Annotated in this window: 10 protein-coding genes; 8 read left to right on the top strand and 2 right to left on the bottom strand. The window is 59.7% G+C overall.

Features of this window, described 5'->3' with window-relative positions; genetic code table 11:
• The first annotated feature begins 196 nt into the window (after nt 1-196).
• Nucleotides 197-886, top strand: a complete 690-nt coding sequence (locus CVV65_RS10880; protein ID WP_100668145.1) for a TetR/AcrR family transcriptional regulator — start codon at nt 197-199, stop codon at nt 884-886.
• The gene (gene icmF, locus CVV65_RS10875; RefSeq protein WP_100668144.1) at nt 876-4139 is read left to right on the top strand and encodes a fused isobutyryl-CoA mutase/GTPase IcmF; all 3264 of its coding nucleotides are present in this window, start codon (nt 876-878) and stop codon (nt 4137-4139) included. The genes CVV65_RS10880 and icmF overlap by 11 nt, the downstream gene beginning before the upstream one ends.
• 290 nt (nt 4140-4429) lie before the next feature.
• Here icmF and CVV65_RS10870 read toward each other — a convergent pair whose 3' ends face one another.
• Together CVV65_RS10870 and CVV65_RS10865 are read right to left on the bottom strand one after the other, a co-directional pair.
• A complete protein-coding gene (locus CVV65_RS10870; protein WP_100668143.1) occupies nt 4430-5716 on the bottom strand; it encodes a beta-ketoacyl-[acyl-carrier-protein] synthase family protein in 1287 nt (428 codons plus the stop codon).
• Complete coding sequence (locus tag CVV65_RS10865; RefSeq protein ID WP_100668142.1) at nt 5713-7449, bottom strand: class I adenylate-forming enzyme family protein; 1737 nt, start codon at nt 7447-7449, stop codon at nt 5713-5715. Before CVV65_RS10865 ends, CVV65_RS10870 begins: the two co-directional genes overlap by 4 nt.
• 267 nt (nt 7450-7716) lie before the next feature.
• Between CVV65_RS10865 and CVV65_RS10860 the strand changes: the two genes are divergently transcribed.
• The 6 genes from CVV65_RS10860 to CVV65_RS10830 all read left to right on the top strand — a co-directional run bounded on the left by CVV65_RS10860 (nt 7717) and on the right by CVV65_RS10830 (nt 16428).
• Nucleotides 7717-10119 (top strand): 3-hydroxyacyl-CoA dehydrogenase/enoyl-CoA hydratase family protein, encoded by a 2403-nt coding sequence (locus tag CVV65_RS10860; protein WP_100668141.1) that lies wholly within the window; start codon nt 7717-7719, stop codon nt 10117-10119.
• Nucleotides 10120-10176: 57 nt separating this feature from the next.
• On the top strand, nt 10177-11355 hold the full coding sequence (locus CVV65_RS10855; RefSeq protein ID WP_100668140.1) for an acetyl-CoA C-acetyltransferase: 1179 nt from the start codon (nt 10177-10179) through the stop codon (nt 11353-11355).
• A 69-nt stretch (nt 11356-11424) separates the two neighbouring features.
• Nucleotides 11425-13209, top strand: a complete 1785-nt coding sequence (locus tag CVV65_RS10850) for an acyl-CoA dehydrogenase family protein (RefSeq protein ID WP_100668139.1) — start codon at nt 11425-11427, stop codon at nt 13207-13209.
• Nucleotides 13210-13686: 477 nt separating this feature from the next.
• Entirely contained in the window at nt 13687-15099 is a 1413-nt protein-coding gene (ltrA, locus tag CVV65_RS10840) for a group II intron reverse transcriptase/maturase (RefSeq protein ID WP_100668137.1), read from the top strand.
• Between the two features lie 199 nt (nt 15100-15298).
• Complete coding sequence (locus CVV65_RS10835) at nt 15299-15799, top strand: LSm family protein (RefSeq protein ID WP_100668136.1); 501 nt, start codon at nt 15299-15301, stop codon at nt 15797-15799.
• Between the two features lie 119 nt (nt 15800-15918).
• Nucleotides 15919-16428 (top strand): N-acetyltransferase, encoded by a 510-nt coding sequence (locus CVV65_RS10830; protein WP_100668135.1) that lies wholly within the window; start codon nt 15919-15921, stop codon nt 16426-16428.
• Nucleotides 16429-16464 lie beyond the last annotated feature (36 nt).

Here is a 16464-nt window from a genome sequence, read left to right as displayed (position 1 = left end):
TGTAGATAGAGTTGATTCATTAGATTCGAGAGGATTGGTCGATTTTCCTGCCAGAACGACCGTTTGGTTGCAGGAATTTGGGCAACAGTCCGTTGACGGACGGGAAAAGGACACGTAAGATGGTACCAGGAAACCTGATCGAACGCTCGCTCGGCGTTTGGCCGGCCGAAGAAATGTCGAAAGGAGGGGGGGCGGGGTGTGCCCGCAAAAGCACATTCCCTCGGCGGTCAAGGACCCCAAACTGATCGAAACCCGAAGACAGCAGATCGTGGCCGCCGCGGTGAATCTCTTTGTGAAAAAAGGGTTTCACGGCACCACCACCCGGGAGATCGCCCGGGAGAGCGGACTGAGCATCGGAGCCCTTTATGAATACGTGGAGTCCAAAGAGGACGTGTTGTACCTGGTTTGCGACAATATCCACACCACCCTTGAGACGCGGCTCCGGCGAACCCTCACCGAGGCGGGCAACGGCCGGGAGAGCCTGCGGTCGGCCATTCGACAGTATCTGTACGTGATGGACGATATGCAGGATGATGTGCTGCTCATCTACCAAGAAAGCAAATCTTTGCCCCTGGAGGCCCTGCGCTTTGTGCTGGGAAAAGAAGAGCAGATTACCGGGATATTTGCCGACATTTTGCGCCGGGGGATCGAGGACGGCAGTCTTCGCCTGGACCCCGGGGCGGTGACGCTGATGGCCCATAACATTATTGTGCTCGGTCAGATGTGGGCCTTTCGCCGATGGGCGTTGCAGCGGCATTATACGCTGGAGGAGTACATCAGGGTTCAGACGTCCCTCTTGCTGAACGAACTCATGAGTCCAGACGAGACAGATGACACAGATACACACGATAAAAAAGAACAGGGGGAAGCTGTCGGTGGAAACTGAAGTGTATCGGCCGCAGCACCAGGTGCGTTTCGTGACGGCTGCCAGCTTGTTCGACGGCCACGACGCGGCGATCAACATTATGCGGCGCCTGTTGCAACGCTCCGGAGTGGAGGTGATCCACCTCGGGCACAACCGCTCTGTGGAAGAAATCGTGAATGCCGCCATCCAAGAAGACGTGCAGGGGATTGCAGTCAGTTCTTACCAAGGCGGGCATATGGAATTCTTTAAATACATGTATGATCTCCTGCAAGAGCGGGGAGCGGGGCACATCCTGATTTTCGGCGGCGGCGGGGGGGTGATCATTCCCGAGGAGATTCGCGAACTCGAAGCATACGGCATCGCGAAGATTTTCTCCCCCGAGGACGGCCGGGAGATGGGGCTTCAGGGGATGATCAATCATATGATCCGGTTGGCGGATCACCCCACCCCCACCCGGTTGGCCGAGTCAGGTGCGGAGGTGCCCCTCACTCCCACCGAGGTGCGCCGGGTGGCCGAGTGGATCACCTTGGCGGAACGCCGGGTGGTGGAGAAACATCCGGAATGGGACGAGATCTTCGTCCGGCTGCGGGAAATGCGCCGGCCGGTTCCCGTGGTGGGGATCACCGGAACTGGGGGTGCGGGAAAAAGTTCGTTAACCGATGAATTGCTTCGCCGGTTTTTGCGCGTCTATCCTGATAAAACTTTCGCCGTTCTCAGCGTGGACCCATCCAAACAGAAGACTGGAGGCGCATTGCTCGGTGACCGGATCCGCATGAATGCCCTGGCCAGCCCCAGGATTTACATGCGAAGTCTGGCCAGTCGACGATCCGGGTCTGAACTGAGCGCCGCCATGGACGAGGCCCTGGATGTGGTCCGGGCGGCCGGATTCGATCTGATTATCGTGGAGACCAGCGGTATTGGCCAGGGTGATGCCGAGGTGGCCCGGGTTGCGGATCTGAGCATCTATGTGATGACCAGCGAATTCGGAGCGCCGAGCCAACTGGAAAAAATCGATATGCTCGATTATGCCGATTTTGTTGTCATCAACAAGTTCGACCGCAAAGGCTCCGAAGATGCGCTTCGGGAGGTGCGAAAGCAGTACCGGCGCAACCACAATCAGTTCGAGGGTCCCGATGAGTCGCTTCCGGTCTACGGGACCATTGCCAGCCAGTTTAACGATCCGGGCACCGATCGCTTCTTCAAGGTCTTGACCGACCGGCTGGCCCTACAATTTGGGGAGACGTGGCGGGGCGATTACACGCCCGGGGCGATGGACAGCCGGAAACCCGGCGTCATCCCTCCCGAACGGACCCACTACCTCGCAGAAATTGTAGACACGATACGACGCTATAAACGTTGGGTCGAGGAACAGTCGTCTATTGCAAGGAAAATTTACCAACTGGAAGGGGCCAGGACGGTGTTGGCCGAGGCGGCCGGGGAAGGGGAGGTGGTCCCCCTTCAGGAAATCGACCGCCAACTGGCCCATTTTTGGGAACAACTGCATCCCGACTGCAGAAAAGCCCTGGAGGAGTGGCCGAAACTGAAGGAGAGGTATCGCCAGGACGAGCTGGTGATGAAGGTCCGGGATCGGGAGATTCGCCAGCCTTTGTACACCACGAGCCTGTCAGGTACCCGGATTCCCAAAGTGGCCCTGCCGCGATACGAGGATTACGGGGAGGTTCTGCGCTGGATCCTGTTGGAGAACGTTCCGGGTTCCTTCCCTTATACCGCCGGGGTGTTTCCCTTGAAGCGGACCGAAGAGGAGCCCCGCCGGCAGTTTGCCGGGGAAGGTACTCCGGAGCGCACGAACCGGAGGTTTCACTATCTCAGCCAAAATGACACGGCGAAACGCTTGTCCACCGCTTTTGACAGCGTGACCCTGTACGGCCAGGATCCCGATCGGCGACCCGACATCTACGGCAAAATCGGGGAGAGCGGGGTCAGCGTCTGCACCCTGGACGACATGAAAAAGCTGTATGAGGGTTTTGACCTGTGCGCTCCCAATACAAGCGTGTCCATGACCATCAACGGGCCGGCGCCGATTTTACTTGCCATGTTTCTCAACACCGCCATCGACCAACAGGTGGAGGCATTCCGGCGGGAGACGGGCCGGGAGCCTTCCCTGGAGGAATACGAAGAGATTAAAGCCAAGACCTTGCGCACGGTCCGGGGGACGGTGCAGGCGGATATCCTGAAAGAGGACCAGGGGCAGAATACCTGCATTTTCTCCATCGATTTTGCCTTGCGGATGATGGGGGATATCCAGGAATATTTTATTGCGCACCAGGTCCGCAATTATTACTCGGTGAGCATCAGTGGCTATCACATTGCCGAAGCCGGGGCGAATCCCATTACCCAGTTGGCCTTTACTCTGTCCAACGCTTTTACCTATGTGGAATACTATCTGTCCCGGGGCATGAAAATCGACGATTTTGCCCCGAATCTGTCGTTTTTCTTCAGCAACGGCATGGACCCGGAGTACAGTGTGATCGGGCGGGTGGCCCGGCGGATTTGGTCCACGGCGATCAAATACCGATACGGCGGCAATGAGCGGAGTCAAAAACTGAAGTATCATATTCAAACGTCCGGCCGGTCGCTGCACGCCATGGAGATCGATTTTAACGACATTCGCACCACCCTGCAGGCGCTGCTGGCCATTTACGACAACTGCAATTCCCTGCATACAAACGCTTACGACGAGGCGATCACCACCCCCACGGAGGAGTCGGTCCGGCGGGCGATGGCGATCCAGATGATCATCAACCGGGAATTCGGCCTGGCGAAAAATGAAAATCCGCTTCAAGGGGCGTTCATCATTGAGGAGTTGACCGACCTGGTGGAGGAAGCGGTGCTTCAGGAGTTTTTGCGGCTCAATGACCGGGGAGGAGTGCTCGGGGCCATGGAGACCCAATACCAAAGGGGAAAGATCCAGGATGAGTCGTTGTACTACGAACAACTGAAGCATACGGGGCAGTTGCCCATCATCGGGGTCAACACGTTTCTCAATCCAAAAGGCCCATCCGAGACCGAGCACACCACCATTGAACTCGCCCGGGCGACCCGGGAGGAGAAAGAAGAACAGCTTCGCAACCTCCGGGCCTTTCAGGAGCGCAACCGAGATCGGGCACCCCAGATGCTCCGCAGACTGCAGCAGGTGGCCACCGAGGGCGGAAACATTTTTGCGGAGTTGATGGAGACGGTTCGATACTGCAGTCTCGGCCAGATCACGGCGGCGCTGTTCGAAGTCGGGGGCCAGTACCGGCGGAACATGTGACGATAGAGGGAGAGGGTCCGAACGCAACCGGGTCGGGTCGTCCCAAAGCGGCCCGGCTTTGTTGTGCGCTGATGGGGATGAGGTACCCATCATCCTCCTGGGGAGACGGAACGATGGTGACGTCTATAAGCGGCCGGGGAGAATGAGGGATTGATCACCGCTGGCCTTGAGGTGTCGCGGTGAACCTGTCGGCCGCCCTTTGCGGATGCGAGCCCCATGAGCAAAGGGACAGGAAGGGAGCGCAGTCCCTTCCTGTACGACACAATCGGATTCTTGCTCTGTGATCCAAGTTACCGACTGAACAATCCCGGGTCGGCCCAGATCAGAACCCCGTTCTGACCGCCAAATCCAAAAGAGTTGCTCATAGCCACGGCGATATGCCGCCTCCGGGGCCCGTCCAACACCAAGTCCGGAGGTGCTTCCGGGTCCGGCTGCCGACAATGAAGAGTGGGGGGAATCCAACCGGTCTCAATCGACTTAATGCTAACAATGCTCTCCACCGCTCCGGCGGCTCCCAGGAGGTGGCCCATCCCTCCCTTGGTGGAACTGACCGGAATCTGGTTGAGATGTCCCCCGAAAACCCGGCGCAACGCCAGGGATTCGGCTCGATCCCCGGCGGTGGTGGCCGTGGCATGGGCGTTGATGTAATCGATGTCCGCCGGACCCAGCCCTGCGCTGTACAGAGCCCGCTCCATTGCCAGCACCGCGCCGGTGCCGTCGGGATGTGGGGCTGTCTCGTGATATGCATCGTTGGATGCCCCGTAACCCACCAAGACCGCGTAGACCTTTGCCCCCCGGGCCCTCGCCCGATCCAGAGGTTCCAAGATCAGGGCTGCCGCTCCTTCTCCCATCACCATTCCGGTTCGGTCCACGTCAAAGGGCTTACACCAAGTGGAAAGATCTCCCTCTCCCTCCATGGCCACGGCGCCGGCTGAGCGCAGGCCGCCCAAGGCCGTGGGCGTGAAAAGACTCTCGGAACCGCCCGCCACCACTTGGTCAACGATGCCCAGCCAGAGCCATTGAAGGGCTTCCCCCAGGGCGTTCGCCGAAGCGGCGCAAGCCGTGGTGTAGGTCATCGCCGGGCCCCGGATTCCGTAGTGCATGGCCAGGGCCGCTTCGGCGGCATTGGGAATCGCCTTTGAAACCACCCGGGGCCCGACCCGGCCCTCGGGATGTTTCGCCAACCGCACCGCTTCCTCTTCATAGCTGGGAAGCCCGCCAAAAGCGGTTCCCCAGGCGATCCCCGTCCGATTGGCGTTGACTCCCCGCAACTCGAAAGGATCCTCCTCCGCTGTCCAACCCGCGTCGGCCATGGCTTCGGCGGCCGCCACCAGGGCCAATTGGGTGCTTCGATCCGTGTCCCGGACCGTTTTTTTGGGCAAATGGTCCATGGGTGAAAAATCTTTCACTTCGGCCACGGCGGGGCTAAAGTGGGCGATGCGGGCGTCAGACGGTGCTCCCACCGCTGTGCGGCGCCCCATGATCGCGTTCCACAGCCGCTGGACGCCCGAGCCAAAAGGAGTGACCGCGCCCATCCCGGTCACGGCGACGGGAGTGAATACAGGATTGCGCCTCATTGCCGCCGCCCTTCTCGGTAGGAAGCTGGTTGAGTGAGACGCTCCTGGGCCATCTCTTGCAGTTTGAACTTCTGAATCTTTCCGGTCCCCGTCATTGGCCACTGCCCGGGCTCCACGAACCAGACGTACCGGGGGACCTTGAATTTGGCCAAGCGGTCTTGACACCAACGAGCGACCTCTCTCCGGGTCAAGGTAGCCCCGGGCTTGAGTTCAATAAAAGCAGCTCCTACCTCGGTGGTTAAGGGATCGGGCACTCCCACCACGTACACCTGGCCGACGGCTGGATGGCGGGAAATCACTTCTTCCACTTCCTTTGGTGAGACGTTTTCTCCAGACACTTTGTACATCTCCTTACTGCGGCCGAGAAATTCGATATATCCGTTTTCATCGATGCGACCGAGATCTCCCGTGCGGAACCAGCCATCCTTATCGATCACCGCCGCTGTTTCTTCGGGCTTGTTGTAGTAGCCCCGGGTGACGATGTTGCCCCGGGCGGTCAATTCCCCGACGGCGCCTTCCGGCAGGTCTTCGCCGGTGTAGGGATCGACCACTTTGTACTGGACATTCGCCCCGCCGAACTCCGGCAGGCCGGTGGACCCCGCCGGCTTGATCCGTCCCACCCGGCTGACCACAATATCGATGGGATCTCCGACCTCGGTGTGTACAGTGGAAGCTGTCACCTCCGTTCCCCCGTAGCCAGTGCAAATTTCACGGACGCCCAGCTCCTTGACCGCCCGTTCCCAGATGGGCACCGGCGCCGGGGCGGCGGCACACATGAGGGAATGAAGGGCTCCCAGGTCAAATCGTTCCCGGTCCGGATGGTTGAGGATCGCCACAAGCATCGACGGCACGCAAAGGAAATCGGTAGCTCGGTGGGTTTCCATGAGAGCGAGAGCCTCCCGGGGATGGAACTCGGGCATCGAAATGATCGCGCCGCCGACAAAAGAAACAGCGAGCAGGCCTTCTTCGTAAGCGAAGACGTGGTAATACGGCAAAGGGGTAAAAATTCTCCGGCCTTCTTCAAAGGCTCGGCTGAGGGTGGTGCTGTACGCGCAGCGCAAAAAATTGTCGTGGGTGAGCATCACGCCCTTGGGAAGTCCCGTGGTTCCGGATGTATAAATGATATCGCTCACTTCATCGGGATACTCGGACTGCCGCATTCGCTCTTCCAGGGCCTGGTCCGAGACGGAGGAAGACTGCTGTAAAAAGGATTCCCAAGACAGAAAGGCACCCTCCCGGGCACCGGCGCCATCCCCGATGTACACCACTTGCTGGAGCTTACGTTCCCCTTCATCGTCCATCCGAGCGAGGAGCCGGGTCACCGCAGGACCGTGTTTCATCCCACCTGCCGACCAATGCATCACGAGCCAGCGGCTGTCTGACTGGCGAATCATGTAGTGCAGTTCATCTTCCCGCAGGAGGGTGTTTAAAGGAACGGCCACCGCTCCCACCATGGCCACGGCGAATTTCACGAACACATACTCGGGTTCATTGGCCATCAGGAGGGCGACGTGGTCCCGGCGCTTCACGCCGAGGGCCAGCAGGGCCTTCGCCACCGACCGGGCTTGCTGCCAAACTTCTCGGTAGCTGTAGTTCCGGTCGGCCGTCATAATAAATGGGCGATCGGCGAACTCCCGGCACATTTCCTGCATGTGGGATGTGAGTGTCCGGCGGGGCCAGGTGGGGAATCGACTTTCGAGCCACCTTCGTCGCTCCGAAGGGCTGCGTACCATAACGACACCTCCCTGTGGATTCGTTGATTTTCGACGTTTCTGTTACAATAGTACATCAAATACGCGATGCATGGTTGTATTTCCTGCAAGTTTGCCGATGAAGACGGTTTCCTTTCCAGGATGGAGAAAGACGGCAGGAAAATCCGTTTTCGATCTCGAATTATGCTATACTGGGAGTGGTGGATATACGAGGCTGAAGTGGCGGCTGGATCTTCCGACTGTTTGGTTGATGTTCATGGAAAGGCGAGATGGTGAGGAGGATTGTGAATGACCACAACGATCAACCGAGTTGCGGTTCTGGGCTCCGGCGTGATGGGAGCGGCCATCGCAGCGCATCTGGCGGGGGTGGGCCTCGAGGTGGAATTGCTCGACATGGTCCCTTCGTCCCTCACAGAGGCAGAAAAGGCCAAAGGGTTGACCCTGAGTGACCCGGAAGTTCGCCTGCGAATTGTCCGAACAGGGCTCGAGCGGGCTCTCAAAGCGAGACCGGCGGCATTTTATACCCAGCGGGCGGCGGACCGGATCCGGATTGGTAATTTCGAAGACCATCTGGATCGCATTGCGGACTGCCAATGGATTATCGAAGTGATCGTGGAAAATCTCGAAGCCAAGCGAGCACTTCTCAAGCATGTTGAAGCCTATCGGCGCCCCGGCACGGTGGTCAGTTCGAATACCTCCGGCGTGTCCATCACGAAGATGGCGGAAGGGCGATCCGAAGAGTTTCAAGCCCATTTTTTGGGCACTCACTTTTTCAACCCGCCCCGGTATATGAAATTGCTGGAGATCATCCCCACGGCGAAAACCCGGCCCGACGTGGTGGAGGACATGTGTCAGTTTGCCACTCGGGTACTGGGCAAAGGCGTCGTCGTGGCCAAGGACACGCCGAATTTTATCGCCAACCGCATCGGCACCTACGGACTTCTCGCCACGGTCCAGGCCATGTTAGAGGACGGGTACACTGTGGAAGATGTGGATGCCGTGTTCGGTCCGGCCATGGGTCGACCCAAGAGCGCGGTCTTTCGGACCTTGGACCTTGTCGGCATTGACACCTTTGTGCACGTGGCGCACAACGTCCGGGATAGTGTTTCCACCCCGGAGGAGAAAGCGGCTTTCGAGGTCCCGCCTTTCATTCTAGAGATGGTGAAGCGTGGTTGGATTGGAGAGAAGGCGGGCCAGGGAATTTATAAACGGGTCAAGAGCGAGGCCGGACGGGAGATCCTGACCCTGGATCCGTCGACGATGGAGTACCGGCCGAGAAAGAAGGCGGAGTATCCGTCTCTAACCCAGGCCAAGTATGCCACGTCCCTTGGCGACAAGATTCGGGCGCTACTGTTCGGCAAGGATCGGGCATCGGCGCTCGCCTGGAAGGTGACAAAGAAGACGCTGCTTTACACGGCCTCGAAGATCCCCGAGATTGCCGATGACATCTTGGCGGTGGATCGGGCGATGAAGTGGGGGTTCAACTGGGAACTGGGTCCCTTCGAACTGTGGGACCTGATCGGGGTGCGCGAGGCGGTGGAGCGCATGAGGGCCGAAGGAGAGGCGATCCCCCCACTGGTGGAAGATCTTCTGGCCCAGGGTCTGGACAGTTGGTATCACAAGGAGCCCGGCCAGGTCGGGCGGTTTATGCCGGATAAAGAAGTGCGGTACACGGAAGAACCGAAAGAGTGGATCCATCTTCCTCGGCTGAGGGAAGAGGGCAAGGTGGTGATGGAGAACAGCGGGGCGGCCCTGTACGATCTGGGGGACGGGGTGGCCTGCCTGGAGTTTCGGTCACCACATAACGCCATCGGCCCGGATGTGGTGGAGATGATGTTCAAAGCCGCGGAAGAGGTCTCGAAAAACTGGCGGGGCCTCGTGATCGGAAACCAGGCGAAAAACTTCTCCGTCGGCGCCAACCTGTTTCTCATCCTCATGGGGGTCCAGGAAGAGGAATGGGACGAGGTGGAGATGGCCGTCAGCCAGTTCCAACAGGCCAACATGCGCCTGAAGTATCTCGACAAACCGGTGGTGGCGGCGCCTTTTGCCATGACTCTCGGCGGCGGGGCCGAGGTGTGTTTTGCGGCGTCCAGGGTGCAAGCATCGGCAGAGACCTATATGGGCCTGGTGGAGACCGGGGTGGGCGTGATTCCCGGGGGAGGAGGTACTAAGGAGTTGCTCCTTCGAGCCATCGAGGGCGTCCCGGAAAAAAGCGGGGTAGACCTGCAGCCTCTCGTCAATCGTACCTTTGAAACCATCGCCATGGCCAAGGTCAGCACCAGTGCCGCGGAGGCCAAGGAGATGGGATTTCTGCGAGCCGGCGACGGCATCTCGGTCAACCCTGACACCTTGTTGTACGATGCCAAGCGCAAAGTCCTTCAGTTGGCGGAGAACGGGTACCGGCCTCCCGTCAGGAGAAAGATCCCGGTCGTGGGAGAACCCGGCTATGCCGTCATGGCGGTGGGGGCGTACACTCTGCGCATGGGCGGATATATCAGCGAACACGACGAGAAGATTGCGAAAAAGTTGGCCTGGGTGTTGGCGGGCGGAAGTGTGCCCGCAGGGACTCTCGTATCGGAACAGTACCTGCTCGATCTGGAAAGGGAGGCGTTTTTGTCCCTGGCCGGGGAGCCCAAGACACAGGAGCGAATGGCATATATGCTCAAACACAATAAACCGCTGCGGAATTAGTGATGGGGAAGGTAAAAACTGCGTAGACGAGATCGGGAGATGAAGAGGGGGAGAGCGATGCGGGAAGCAGTGATTGTGTCCGGGGTGCGCACCGCGGTGGGCAAGGCGCCGAAGGGTGCCTTGCGCGAAACCCGGCCGGAGGACCTCGCGGGGCTCGTGGTGGCCGAAGCCCTGCGCCGGGTGCCGCAGGTGGAACCCGCCGAAGTGGAGGATGTGATCATCGGTTGCGCCATTCCTGAAGCAGAACAGGGGATGAACCTCGGGCGGATCGTGGCCTTGAGAGCGGGTTTGCCGACATCGGTGCCCGGAGTGACTGTCAATCGATTCTGTTCATCGGGGCTTCAGACGATCGCCATGGCGGCGGAGCGAATCATGGCCGGATTTGCAGACGTGATCGTGGCCGGGGGCGTGGAGAGCATGAGCCTGGTCCCCATGACCGGCCACACCGTGCGCCCAAATCCCTATCTGGTCGAACATTATCCCCAGGTGTATTTGTCCATGGGGCTCACCGCTGAGCAGGTGGCCCGGAGGTTTGACGTGAGCCGGGAGGATCAGGATGCTTTTGCGCTCCGCAGCCATCAGCGGGCCGCCCGGGCGATTGACGAGGGACTGTTTCGTGACGAGATTGTTCCGGTCCCGGTGACCCGCACGGTGGTGGGTGAGGACGGCAAAGTGGTGAAAACGTCCTTTGAGTTCGTCGAAGACGAAGGGGTGCGCCGGGATACCTCCATGGAGGCTTTGGCGCAACTGCGTCCGGCCTTTGCCAAGGACGGCACCGTGACAGCGGGCAATTCCTCCCAGACCAGTGACGGCGCGGCGGCGGTGGTGGTCATGTCCGCCGAACGGGCGGCGCAGCTCGGCTTGGAGCCAAAACTGATTTTCCGCAGTTTTGCCGTGGGGGGTGTCGACCCGGATATCATGGGCATCGGGCCCGTAGAGGCGGTGCCCAAAGCCCTGAAAAAGGCCGGCCTGTCCATCGACGACATCGATCTTTTTGAGCTCAACGAAGCATTTGCCGCCCAGTCCCTGGCGGTGATGCGGAAACTCGGGATGGATCCGGAAAAGACCAATGTCAACGGAGGGGCCATCGCTTTGGGCCATCCCCTGGGCTGCACCGGCTCGAAGTTGACCGTCTCCCTGATGAACGAGATGCGCCGCCGGGGCAGCCGCTACGGGGTGGTTACTATGTGTATCGGAGGAGGCATGGGGGCGGCCGGAGTATTTGAACGCCCCTAGTGTTTGGTCAAAGCGTCCTGGGATGCTGTCTCGGGATGTCATAGAAACGATCGAGAGAGGAGTGGCATCATGGAAGAACAAAAAAAGGTCAAGGGTGGAGAATTTTTGGTGGGCCCGGTGGATCCCGCCAGTGTGTTTACACCGGAGGATTTTACCGAGGAGCACCGCATGATCGCCAAGACCACTTACGATTTTTGCGTCGGCGAGGTGCAACCCCGGGATGCCGAGATCGAAGCCCAGAATTTTGACGTCACTGTCGGGTTGTTGAAAAAGGCTGGCGAGCTGGGGCTGCTTGGCGCGGATGTCCCCGAGGAATACGGGGGCCTTGGACTGGACAAGATCAGTTCCACCCTGATTACTGAGTATGTCACCTATGGCGGGGCCTTCGCCCTTTCCCATGGGGCTCACGTCGGCATCGGGACCCTTCCCATCGTGTATTTCGGCAATAAGGCCCAGAAGGAAAAATATCTTCCAAAGCTCGCGTCCGGCGAGTGGCTGTCCGCTTACGCCCTGACCGAACCCACCTCGGGATCGGACGCCCTCGGGGCGAAGACCACGGCGGTGTTAAATGCTGAAGGTACCCACTATATCCTCAACGGCACGAAGCAGTTTATCACCAACGCCGGGTTTGCCGACCTGTTTATCGTCTATGCCAAGGTGGACGGGGAAAAATTCACCGCCTTCATCGTCGAGCGCGGATTCCCCGGGGTTTCCACCGGTCCGGAAGAGAAGAAGATGGGGATCAAGGGCTCTTCCACCCGGCAGCTCATCCTTGAAGATGTGCCGGTTCCGGTGGAGAATGTGTTGGGCCAGATCGGCAAGGGCCATCTGATCGCCTTCAATATCCTGAACATCGGCCGTTACAAATTGGCCGCGGGCTGTGTCGGGTCTTCGAAGATCGCCCTGGCCATGTCTGCAAAATACGCCAAGGAACGAAGCCAATTCGGCAAACCAATCGCCGAGTTTCCGCTCATTCAGAACAAATTGGCCACCATGGCGGTTCGCACCTTTGCGGCGGAGTCTGTGATTTACCGGACGGTGGGGTTGTTTGACAGGCAGCTGCAGGATTTTGACCTCACCCAGGACGAGGTGGGCATGCAGGCCGCTGCGGCCATCGGGGAGTACGCTTTGGAATGTTCCATCAATAAGGTGTTCGGCTCCGAGGTGCTCGACGCCGTGGCGGATGAGAACGTCCAGATTCACGGCGGCTACGGCTTTATCGCTGAATACGGTGCCGAGCGCATCTACCGGGATTCCCGGATCAATCGAATTTTTGAGGGGACGAATGAGATCAACCGCATGTTGATCCCCGGCATGTTGATGCGCAAGGTCATGAAGGGCGAGCTGCCCCTGCTGCAAAAAGCCCAGCAGCTGCAGGGTGAACTCATGTCCGGGAGTGTTGCCGGGGTGGAGGACGGCGGATTCCTGGGAGTCGAGCGGGGCCTGATCGAACAGGCGAAGAAGATTTTCCTTCTGGCGGCGGGCACAGCAGTGCAAAAATATCAGGCGAAGTTGGAACAGGAACAAGAAGTCCTCGCTGGTTTGGCCGATTTGGTCATCGACATCTTTGCCATGGAAAGCGCGGTGCTGCGAGCGGTGAAATTCGCCCAGGCCCAGGGGGAAGAGAAGGCCGGGCTCATGGCGGATATGGCCCGTTGCCAGGTTTATGAAGGGTTTGACCACTTGGAGACGACCGCCCGGTCGGTTCTTGCGGCGGTGGAAGAGGGGCAAACTCTCGCGATGATGCTGGCGGGGCTGAGGAAACTGGCCCGGAGGACTCCGGTGAACATCGCGGCCCTGAAGCGGCGGATTGCGGCCCGGATTCTCGATGCCGAAAAATACGTGGTTCAGTGATCGATAAAGGTGCCGGTGGTGATCGCCGCCGGCCAAACCGGCTCCTGGAAAGGGGCCGGTTTTTTTCTGCGTGCGCCCGGCATGGGCGTTGACTGGGTGGTGAAAGTCCACTGCAGGCGAGGCAGCACGAGTCTGCTAGCCAAAGGCAAGGGTGTCCGCTGCGAGGCGGAATCCGAAGGAAGCCGGAGGCAAACCCACGGCCCGATGAACAAGAACCTCATACGAGGCTGCACCGTTCGGATGAGCTGGCGCAACACAGCGAAATCCAAGGCTGCCAAGGGGCGGGGGAGTATATGAGGCGGGCGCGGGGGGAAGGTCAGCGTTCTTACCCGGGGAGGCCTGCCGGATACACCAGGAAAACTGGCAACCCCGAACCGAGAGGTTCGGCTGAACCGGCAGGAGTCAGCAGAGGGCATAGTACCCAGGAGGTCATGAATTCAGGGGGAAGGCCCGAACATCAAGTCAGAGGTGAGACCGATGCGTTCGCGAGAAGGACGAAGACAGCCGAAAACCCTGAACAGGGACTGCCCACGGGAGGAAGTGGTGAAGCCACGGGGGACCGTGGGAGAGCCGAGCCCTTCTCCGGCACAAAGCGGAGCCTCACCTCGCGGAGATCAAGGTGACGGCCTGATGGAGAAGGTGGTGGCCAGGGGTAACATGCTGGCTGCCCTGAAGCGGGTGGAGCAGAACAAGGGCGCGCCCGGCGTGGACGGCATTCCCACGGAAAACCTCCGGGAACAGATCCAAGCCGAGTGGCCGCGCATCCGGGAAGAACTGCTCGCGGGGACCTACCGACCGCAGCCCGTGCGCCGGGTCGAAATCCCGAAACTCGGGGGAGGCCAGCGGATGCTGGGGATCCCCACCGTGATGGACCGCCTGATCCAACAGGCCCTCCTGCAAGTGCTGACACCGATCTTTGATCCGCAATTTTCGGAGGCCAGCTACGGGTTCCGTCCCGGGAGAAAGGCCCACGACGCGGTCAAGAAGGCGAGGCAGTATGTGGAAGAAGGATACGAATGGGCCGTGGACATGGACCTGGAAAAGTTCTTCGACCGGGTGAATCATGACATCCTGATGGCCCGGGTCGCCCGGAAGGTCACGGATAAACGAGTACTCAAGGTCATTCGCCGATACCTCCAGGCAGGGATCATGGTGAACGGGGTGGTCATGGAAAGGGAGGAAGGGACGCCACAGGGCGGGCCGCCCCGTCCACTGTTGGCGAATATCCTTCTGGATGACCTGGATAAAGAACTGGAAAAGAGGGGCCACAGGTTCGTCCGGTATGCGGATGATGCCAACATCTACGTTCGAAGCAGACGGGCGGGGGAGAGAGTCCTGGCCAGTATCCGGAAATTCCTGCAGGAGCGGTTAAAACTCAAGCTTAACGAGCAGAAGAGCACGGTGGACCGACCGTGGAAACTCAAGTTTCTGGGGTTCAGCATGTACAAACGCAAAGCCGGGGAAATCCGGATTCGCCTGGCCAGGCAGTCGATCGACCGGGTCAAGACCAAGATCCGAGCCCTCACGGCGAGGAACCAACCGATCGCCATGGAGGAACGAATCCGACGGCTGAATACGTACCTGGGCGGCTGGATCGGATACTTTGCCCTGGCCGAAACGCCGAGCACATTCGAAGAAATCGAAGGATGGATCCGGCGGAGGCTGCGGATGTGTCTCTGGAAACAGTGGAAACGGGTGCGGACGCGATACCGTGAACTGCGCGCACTGGGGTTGCCGGAGTGGGTGGTACACCCATTCGCCAATGCCCGCAAAGGGCCGTGGCGAATGGCCCATGGGCCGATGAATCGAGCCCTGGACAACACCTACTGGCAGGCTCAAGGTCTGATGAGTTTAACCGAACGTTACCGAAGGCTCAGTCAAGCTTGGTGAACCGCCGGATGCGGACCCGCATGTCCGGTGGTGTGAGAGGACGGGGGCTAGCCGCCCCCTCCTACTCGATGTGCAAGGGGGCCGGAGTGGCTTCAGGTTTGGATAGTCAGGCTCCGCGTCCCTGGGATCCGCCTTCGCCTAAAGCGTCCCGGGACGGTCGGCCATATGCTGTAGGGTAGGGTGAAAGGGGGAGTGGCATATGGCTGACGCCGCATGGGCGCAGCAACACGGACTGCGAATTCCCTTTCCCGTGGATTGGGACTGGTGCCGCAGATGGAAGGGACAATGGGTCGAAGTACGGACCCGGACAGCGGTGTATCGCGGCACTTTGGTGGAAGTGGTGGAAAAAGGTCTGTATCTGCGCGTGCACGAAGCTCTGGCAACAGAGGGAGAAACCCGGGAGGAAAGTTCGGGTTTGCGCCGCGTCAACCCGTTTGTGTTATTCATCCCTTTTGCAGCGCTGTTGGCACTGACACCTTTGATTCTATCCCAACCCGGCCCCGGCGGTCCGCCGTACGGCCCCGGTGGTCCGCCCTATGGTCCGGGCGGTCCTCCTTACGGGCCTCCGCCGGGGGCCGGTGGGTATGGTGGCGGATACGGCGGGGGGTACGGCGGGGGATATGGGGGCGGTTACGGCGGGGGCTGGGGAGGCCCCCCGCCCGGCCCGCCGCCGGGGTATGGCAAGCCCTGGACCTGGTGACAGGCCCCCGCTCCCGGGCGGGTTCAGTGTAGACACGGACGGTGGTGAGGTGTATATTTATCACCATCACCGAATATTTATTCCCCACGCTGAGCCCGCGGGGATGGGGGAGTTTGGGCATGGAATTGAGGAAAGCTGTGGTTGAAGACGTCGACGCCATGTATGTCTTGATCGATTATTATGCACAACAAGGGTTGCTTCTCCCGCGTTCCCGGCTGTCCTTGTACGAATCCCTCCAATGCTTCAGTGTGGCGGTGGAGGGTGAACGACTGCTGGGGGTCGCGGGGTTGCACATCCTTTGGGCAGATTTGGCGGAGATCCGGTCCTTGGCGGTGGCGCCGGACGCCCGGGGGCAGGGGATCGGGGGTCTGTTGGTGGATCGGTTGTCGGAAGAGGCCCGGCATCTAGGTATCCCCCAGGTACTCGCTTTGACCTATCAGCGGCGTTTCTTTGAAAAATGCGGGTTCTACCCCGTGGAGAAGCAGACCCTGCCTCACAAAGTCTGGAAGGATTGTGTCACCTGCAGCAAATTCGCCACCTGCGATGAAGCCGCATATTTGCGGGTGGTCACGCCGGATGTCTCTCCCCGGCTACGCGTTTCTCCGGCCATCCAAGTGACGCAGCCTTAGACACCGGGGTGCAGGCCGGCATCGACGTTGACGCCG

It is taken from the genome of Kyrpidia spormannii (genome assembly GCF_002804065.1).
Taxonomy (GTDB): Bacteria; Bacillota; Bacilli; order Kyrpidiales; family Kyrpidiaceae; genus Kyrpidia; species Kyrpidia spormannii.
The sequence above is the reverse complement of the archived record's forward strand: the minus strand, read 5'-3'. Positions and strand labels throughout refer to the sequence as shown.

Bases quoted from the DNA above. Each gene is read 5' to 3' on its own strand.
- CVV65_RS10870 (WP_100668143.1), bottom strand. From the start codon at position 5,716: ATGAGGCGCAATCCTGTATTCACTCCCGTCGCCGTGACCGGGATGGGC.
- CVV65_RS10865 (WP_100668142.1), bottom strand. From the start codon at position 7,449: ATGGTACGCAGCCCTTCGGAGCGACGAAGGTGGCTCGAAAGTCGATTC.
- CVV65_RS10860 (WP_100668141.1), top strand. From the start codon at position 7,717: ATGACCACAACGATCAACCGAGTTGCGGTTCTGGGCTCCGGCGTGATG.
- CVV65_RS10855 (WP_100668140.1), top strand. From the start codon at position 10,177: ATGCGGGAAGCAGTGATTGTGTCCGGGGTGCGCACCGCGGTGGGCAAG.
- CVV65_RS10850 (WP_100668139.1), top strand. From the start codon at position 11,425: ATGGAAGAACAAAAAAAGGTCAAGGGTGGAGAATTTTTGGTGGGCCCG.
- ltrA (WP_100668137.1), top strand. From the start codon at position 13,687: ATGCGTTCGCGAGAAGGACGAAGACAGCCGAAAACCCTGAACAGGGAC.
- CVV65_RS10835 (WP_100668136.1), top strand. From the start codon at position 15,299: ATGGCTGACGCCGCATGGGCGCAGCAACACGGACTGCGAATTCCCTTT.
- CVV65_RS10830 (WP_100668135.1), top strand. From the start codon at position 15,919: ATGGAATTGAGGAAAGCTGTGGTTGAAGACGTCGACGCCATGTATGTC.